The sequence below is a fragment of the Streptomyces sp. NPDC037288 genome, from assembly GCF_055603265.1.
Map to the genome: position 1 here is coordinate 1 of NZ_JBVJVY010000136.1, position 4,900 is coordinate 4,900.

At 67.7% G+C, this 4,900-nt stretch carries 6 protein-coding genes and 1 pseudogene; 3 read left to right on the forward strand and 4 right to left on the reverse strand.

Annotated features, from left to right (window positions below; translation table 11 throughout):
• Positions 1-335 precede the first annotated feature (335 nt).
• On the reverse strand, positions 336-986 hold the full coding sequence (locus ACZ7GZ_RS42200) for a hypothetical protein (protein WP_471033056.1): 651 nt from the start codon (positions 984-986) through the stop codon (positions 336-338).
• Between the two features lie 463 nt (positions 987-1,449).
• Here ACZ7GZ_RS42200 and ACZ7GZ_RS42205 point away from each other — a divergent pair, with 463 nt between their 5' ends.
• Both ACZ7GZ_RS42205 and ACZ7GZ_RS42210 read left to right on the forward strand, forming a co-directional pair.
• Positions 1,450-1,590: a hypothetical protein gene (locus ACZ7GZ_RS42205; RefSeq protein WP_471033058.1), complete on the forward strand. Its 141-nt coding sequence runs from the start codon at positions 1,450-1,452 to the stop codon at positions 1,588-1,590.
• Positions 1,591-1,904: 314 nt separating this feature from the next.
• Positions 1,905-2,297, forward strand: a complete 393-nt coding sequence (locus ACZ7GZ_RS42210) for a transposase (RefSeq protein ID WP_471033061.1) — start codon at positions 1,905-1,907, stop codon at positions 2,295-2,297.
• A 134-nt stretch (positions 2,298-2,431) separates the two neighbouring features.
• On the opposite strand, the gene ACZ7GZ_RS42215 is transcribed toward ACZ7GZ_RS42210, so the two are convergent.
• Positions 2,432-2,905, reverse strand: coding sequence for an RICIN domain-containing protein (locus tag ACZ7GZ_RS42215; protein ID WP_352379130.1), 474 nt, complete (start codon positions 2,903-2,905; stop codon positions 2,432-2,434).
• Positions 2,906-3,125: 220 nt separating this feature from the next.
• On the opposite strand from ACZ7GZ_RS42215, the gene ACZ7GZ_RS42220 reads away from it, so the two are divergent.
• Complete coding sequence (locus ACZ7GZ_RS42220; RefSeq protein WP_471033063.1) at positions 3,126-3,281, forward strand: hypothetical protein; 156 nt, start codon at positions 3,126-3,128, stop codon at positions 3,279-3,281.
• Between the two features lie 19 nt (positions 3,282-3,300).
• On the opposite strand, the pseudogene ACZ7GZ_RS42225 reads toward ACZ7GZ_RS42220, so the two are convergent.
• Positions 3,301-4,092, reverse strand: a pseudogene (locus tag ACZ7GZ_RS42225) (IS5 family transposase).
• 91 nt (positions 4,093-4,183) lie between these two features.
• Positions 4,184-4,624, reverse strand: a complete 441-nt coding sequence (locus tag ACZ7GZ_RS42230; protein WP_471033064.1) for a hypothetical protein — start codon at positions 4,622-4,624, stop codon at positions 4,184-4,186.
• Positions 4,625-4,900: the final 276 nt, after the last annotated feature.

Consider the following 4,900-nt stretch of genomic DNA (forward strand, 5'->3'; position numbering starts at 1 on the left):
GAAGTGATGAGTCGCATCGATACGTCGAAAGGCCTCAAACTGGCACAGCGACAGAACTCTCATACCGGCATGAGGCATACCTGAACGCCCACTGACGGGGGCTTCGCACGGGGCCGGGACCAGGCCCGAGACGGGACCCGAGACGTCAGGCGCGGGACCGGCGGCCGTCGGCCTGGTGCGGTAGGCGCGGAGCGTGGCCATGGCGCAGCCGCGGGGCCCTCGCGCCCGAGCCGAAGCATGGCAGGCTTCTGCGCCTCGCAGGGCGCTGCGCCAGCCACCATCCAGCACTGACAACACGGGCAGCTGTGCACGGTGAGCGCGGTTCCCAGCACTGCTCAGCCCCAGGTCTCGCCGGCGACGAGGTGGGGGCCGAAATGCCGGGTGGCGATGGACGCGAGGGCCGGAAGCGGGCCGTCCTCACTCGCGTGTTTGAAGGTGTGCACCAGGCATGTGCGCACAGGGTGCACCGGTCCATGAGGCTTCCAGCCGTCGTTCGTGGACAGGGGCCGGTCTTGCGGAAGGGCCAGCGAGAAGGCGACGAGCATCGTGCGTTCGTCCTCGAACCGGAAGTAGTCGGCGATCGCCCGGTTGGAGAAGTCCAGATGCCGGAAGACGACCGCCACGTCCTGCTCCCCGTACGGCGCCCGCTGCAGGGCTGGCACCACGTCGAGAATGGCATCACCACGAGCCAGCAGGCGTGCCCGCTCGTATGAGTCGCCCCACGGCGGCGGATCGTCGTCCCGCAAGCCTTCGGGGTACTCCTCGGAATGCAGGACACTGCCGATCTCAGGGTCGTCCCAGCGTGCCTGCCCGCTGACGCTCCCCCAGTTCAAACTCGCATTGACACACAGCTCCCCCGCCAGCAGCACCCAGGGCGTGCAGGCCACCCGCTCACGCGCCAGGTCGACCACGAGCTGACCGAAATCCTTCCGGGACAGCAGGGTCGGCTCGGCGGGCGCGGTGAAGGCATCGGTCCATATCCCCATGCAACCGGTCTCCAGGCAAGCCACCGGAAATCGCCAACCACATTAGTGCGGCCGGACATCGGACGCCGCCCGACGGGCGAAGTAAGAACACCGCTCGAAGAGGCTGGCCATTGGACGGCGGGGGAAGGGCCCTGACGGGGGATCCACAGAGCCGAGGCCGGACCCAGAGGCCCGGGACAATCACAGTGCGTCCCTGGCACGCCCTTGATGTGACGCATACCGCACGACAAGCCGAAGACGCTTTGCCGGAATGACGTCCGCCGGGCACTGAAAGGTGAACGCTCATACTTTGAGCCTGAAGGCATGTAAGAGCCGGCCGCGCCGCAGCTCTCACCGGTTGCGCAGCTACCCCGGTCTCCCTCAGGGTGCGGCGTGCTGTCCAGTACGCCCGTCACCGAATGGGCGGAACCGGAAGCCCTGTTCGCCACGCGCTGACCGCGCACGAGAACCGAGGAACCCCCTGATGTCCCTTTCCGCACTCGTCCTGGCCCTCGTAACCGGCCTCGTCACGGGCCTGGTGGCAGCCGGCGCCTTCCTCCTCGTCCACTTCCGCCCCTCCCTCGCAGCCCCCGCACAAACCGTCCTCACCACGTCAGCGTCATGACCGCCCTCATCGCCACAGCAGCAGCCATCACCACCACCCGATGAACCCGCGCACGTCACCGGCCCTAAGGCGGCGTAGGCGTCGACACCAGTACACCGCGGTGACCGGCCCCCACGAGGAGGTCATCGTCCACACCTGACGTCAGCGGGCAACCGCCGACACGCCACTCCCGCGCCGGCGCCACCAGTACGCCGCTGCCAGCACCGCCAGCAGCGGCCCCCACAGCACCAGCGACACATAGAACTCGTAACACGATCTTGTGGATGGGTGCTGGTCGAGCGTGACCGGTACGACGATTCCGCCGTTCGTGAGGTGTGGGGAATCGGCCGTGGATCGCGGAGGATGAACTGTGGGAGCTGATCGAGCCTTTGCTGCCGCCGTGGCCGCGGAAGGCTCCCGACCCGAGGCCGGTGGATGACCGGCGGTGCCTGCAGGGCATCCTGTACGTGCTCTACAACGACGTCAGTTGGCAACTGCTGCCGCTGGAGCTGGGGTTCGGCTCCGGACAGACGTGCTGGCGTCGGCTAGGTCGGTGGCATGAGGCCGGCGTCTTCGAGACGCTGCACGGCATCCGGCTCGCCGAGTTGCACGCGGCCGACGCCCTGGACTGGACCCGGGCCTGCGTGGATGCCTCCCACATCCGCGCGAAAGAAAGGGGGCGAGGCGACCGGCCCGTCACCGGTCGACCGCGGGAAGACGGGCAGTAAACACCATCTGATCCGCGACGGGAAGGGCACCCCGTTCAAGGTCATCACCACCGCGGCCAACGGACCGCCTTCCGGCCTCGCGTAACAGAAGAGCTGCTCGCCCGGCGGCATCTTGAAGCGGTCGGGAGATCCGTTCAGCCGATGGTGAAGCGCTGGTTCTGGGCGCCTCGGTCGCAGCGGGCAGTGCGGTAGTAGCCGTTGTCCTGCTGGTAGAGGCAGCGGCCCGTGCCGACGCTTTGGAGCATGATGGCGCTGCGGGCGGCGGGCTGGACGGTGCGCCACTTCTGGTATGAGCCGCCGTTACAGCGCAGGGGGTAGACGTCGCCCCGGTCATTGCTGTCGAGGCAGCGGCCCCAGAAGTTGTTCTTAAGAGTGGTGCTGGTGTTGAGGCGGCCGTTCCACTGCCACAGGAGGCTGCCGCGTCCGGTGGTGCAGCGGTCGCCCTTGAGGCCGGTTTCGGAGGTCTCGCGCAGGCAGTCACCGTAGCGGTAGTTCGCGAAGCGGCTGGTGGCGGTGGCAGCCGAGGCGGGTGTGGGGGTGAGGAGGGGGAGGGCGAGGCCGGCTGCGGCGATGAGGGCGGCGAAGGCTTTCCGGGTCGGGCGGCGCACTGGGGGTCTCCTTACAGTGGTTTTCAGAGGTACCTCAACAGGATCCCCGAACACCACCGCCTGCGCCTGAAAAATGGGGGAAAACCCGCTGATGACTCCTGAAGGTCCGAGAGGGGCGGGTCATCGTTCTACGAGCCCGGGAGCTTCTCGACCACGTCCTCGGAGCGGCCCAGTCGGCCCACTCCTTCCGCCTTCGTCTCTGCTCGTAGGAGACGACACCGTGCCCTCGGGTGCCGTCGTGGAAGTCCCGATCATGGACGACCTCGCCGCGTTCACGGGCGACTTTGTCCTGGATATCGATCGGGCGTGGGACCTGGTGCACGACTTCACCCAGACGTGGGCGGCCGGCCCTCTGGGTGAGTGGTGTGAGTTGTAGCCAAAAGCTCGTGACACGGTCATGATCGGTGCTCCTTCAGTCGCCTCCAGCAGATGAGGCCGCAGGCCAATGAGACGAAGGCGTCGTGGAGTTCGGTTCGGCGTTCCCAGCGGACGGCGAGGCCTTTGAACTGGTGGAGCACGGCGAAGGTCTGCTCCACGACGTAACGGAGCTTGCCCAGGCCCTTGATGTTCGGGGCGCCCTTGCGGGAGATCACCGGCAGGATCCGGCGCTTGCGCAGCTCCTCGCGGTGAGGGTTGGAGTCGTAGCCCTTGTCCCCGAGCAGCGAACCGGGGCGGCGTCGTGGTCGGCCGGGACGCCCGGTCACCGCCCGGGACGCCGTCGAGCAGGGCGAGGGTCTGAGTGACGTCGTTGACGTTCGCCGCGGTGGTGATGACCTTGAGCGGGGTGCCGCGTCCGTCGCAGATCAAGTGATGCTTGCTGCCTGTCTTCCGGCGGTCGACCGGTGACGGACCGGTGTCGGCTCCCCCTTTTTCGCACGGATGTGGGAGCAGTCCACACACGCCCTCGACCAGTCGAGTTCGCCGGCCGCATTCAGCTCGGCGAGCAGAATGCGGTGCAGCCGGTCGAAGACCCCGGCCTGCTGCCACCGCTCCAGACGCCGCCAGCAGGTCTGTCCGGAACCGAACCCCAGCTCCAGGGGCAGCAGTTGCCAGGCAATGTCGTTGTAGAGCACGTACAGGATGCCCTGCAGACACAGCCGGTCTGCCACCGGCCGAGGCCCCGGCGATCGCTCCGGCCAGGGCGGCATCAGCGGCTCGATCAGCGTCCACAAGTCGTCATCCACGATCCACGGCCGAGTACTCACACCCTCCCGAACGGGCGAATCGTCACATCGGTCACGCCCGACCAGGGCACCTCAACAAGATCGTGTTACGAACTCATAGCGGGAGTAGAACCACAAGCTCGCGAGCCTGGTGCCCTGCCCCGGGCACGTCAGGCGGGAGTTCGTCACCGCGGATGGTCTTCCCCACGACCGTCGTGCGGGGAGTCAACAGCGCGAACAGCACGGTCAGCACCGTGGCCTCCACAGCCGCGGGTACGACCACGAGCCTCACCGGCACCCGGCGGCCACGCAGCCCGGGCAGCCAACCCGGGAACACCTCACCCCACCGCGCGACCAACCCGATCGCCGTGAACGCCAGCAGTTCGGACACCACCGAGAGCATCGGGACGTACAACCGCTCACCCACGCTCAACCCGCTGTCGAACACCGCCGGCAACCGCCGGATGCCGGACGGCAGCACGCCCAGCGGCACGGCGTACGCGAGCCGCCGCGTCCACGCCGAGACCCGGGCACCGGCTCGTGCGCGGACTTCCACGCGGTTCGGAGCCTTCCACCCATCGACGCGCCCATGGCGTTGCGGGACATGTGTACGCCCTCGATCCGGCGGGCCCGGCGGCCCGTTCGGCGTCGAAGATCGCAGCTCGCGGACCGCGGGCGATCGCTCCACAGACGGAACTCTCCTCCCTCCCCAGGCAGAGCGCCGCCAACCCGCCTAATAGGACTCCGTTAGGTCTTCTGGTTCGGACTGTTCCTGGGCATGTTGGATGTGTGGATGCACACGAAGTGAAGCGTGTACGGGCCCGGTTGGGGT

Excerpts from the sequence above, each read along its gene's own strand:
- ACZ7GZ_RS42205 (WP_471033058.1), top strand. The coding sequence starts at position 1,450 with ATGTCCCTTTCCGCACTCGTCCTGGCCCTCGTAACCGGCCTCGTCACG.
- ACZ7GZ_RS42200 (WP_471033056.1), bottom strand. The coding sequence starts at position 986 with ATGGGGATATGGACCGATGCCTTCACCGCGCCCGCCGAGCCGACCCTG.